The sequence below is a fragment of the Nocardia sp. NPDC002869 genome (assembly GCF_046764065.1).
Classification (GTDB): domain Bacteria; phylum Actinomycetota; class Actinomycetes; order Mycobacteriales; family Mycobacteriaceae; genus Nocardia; species Nocardia rhamnosiphila.
The window spans coordinates 1-1,365 of the sequence record NZ_JBKOOL010000339.1 but is presented as its reverse complement, the minus strand read 5'-3'; the positions used below and the strand labels follow the sequence as shown (position 1 = coordinate 1,365).

Annotated in this window: 1 protein-coding gene; it reads left to right on the top strand. The window is 64.8% G+C overall.

Translation table 11 applies throughout. The features are described from left to right. Positions 1 to 58: 58 nt before the first annotated feature. Positions 59 to 1,330: an IS256 family transposase gene (locus ACLML9_RS28755; protein ID WP_411948431.1), complete on the top strand. Its 1,272-nt coding sequence runs from the start codon at positions 59 to 61 to the stop codon at positions 1,328 to 1,330. Positions 1,331 to 1,365: the final 35 nt, after the last annotated feature.

Genomic DNA, 1,365 nt, shown 5'->3' with positions numbered 1-1,365 from the left:
GGGACTGTAAGAACAACGGTGTAACTCTGAACGGAGATGCACCACGATGACCGATGTGATGGAGAACAACGCCGGCAGCGATTCGGCGAGTGGGGGATTCGACGACCGCCAGTTGCAGGCGCTGGTGGCCCAAGCACGTGCCGAGGGCCTGCAGTTGACCGGTGAGGGTGGCCTGCTGGCGCGGTTGACCAAGCTGGTCGTGGAGTCCGCGCTCGAAGGCGAGATGGACGACCACCTCGGCTATGCCAAGAACGACCCGGCCGGCCGCGACGGCGGCAATTCCCGCAACGGAAAACGCGTGAAGACCGTGCTGACCGAGGCCGGGCCGGTCCCGATCGCGGTGCCCCGGGACCGGGATGGGGAGTTCGAGCCGAAACTGGTCGCCAAACGCCAGCGCCGCCTGACCGGAATCGATGACATGGTGATCTCGTTGTCGGCCAAGGGATTGACCACCGGGGAGATATCCGCGCACCTGGCCGAGGTGTATGGCGCCGAGGTCTCCAAGCAGACCATCTCCACGATCACCGACCGAGCGCTCGACGGCATGAGCGAATGGCAGAACCGGCCCCTGGACAGCGTGTATCCGGTCGTGTTCATCGACTGTATCCCTGTGAAGATCCGCGATGGGCAGGTCGCCAACCGGCCCATCTACATCGCCTTGGCCGTCACGGTCGAGGGCACCCGCGAGGTGCTCGGGTTGTGGGCGGGCGAGCACGGTGACGGTGAAGGCGCCAAGTACTGGCAGCGGGTGTTGACCGAGATCCGCAATCGTGGTGTCGAGGACGTGCTCATGATCGTCTGCGATGGGCTCAAAGGCCTGCCGGATGCGATCGCGCAGGTCTGGCCGCGCACGATCGTGCAAACCTGCATCGTGCACCTGCTGCGGGCCTCGTTCCGGTATGCCTCCCGCGCGCACTGGCCGGCCTTGGCCAAGGACCTCAAACCGATCTACTCGGCGTCCTCGGAGTCCGACGCCCTGGACCGGTTCGCCGAGTTCAGCGACAAATGGGAGAAACGCTACCCCGCGATCATCCGGCTCTGGACCAACTCGTGGGCCGAGTTCGTGCCGTTCCTGCGGTTCCACCGCTCGATCCGTACCCTGATCTGCACCACCAACGCCATCGAGTCGCTCAACGCGCGGATACGCCGCGCGGTCAACGCCCGCGGCCACTTCCCCAACGAGCAAGCCGCGCTGAAATGCGTCTACCTGGCCGTCATGAGCCTGGACCCCACCGGCGCGGGCCGCAAACGCTGGTCCAACCGCTGGAAAGAAGCCCTCAACGCGTTCGACATGACCTTCGACGGCCGCCTGGCCGCCGCACGAAAGTAACTCAACGACAACGACTTACACCGTTATCTTTACAG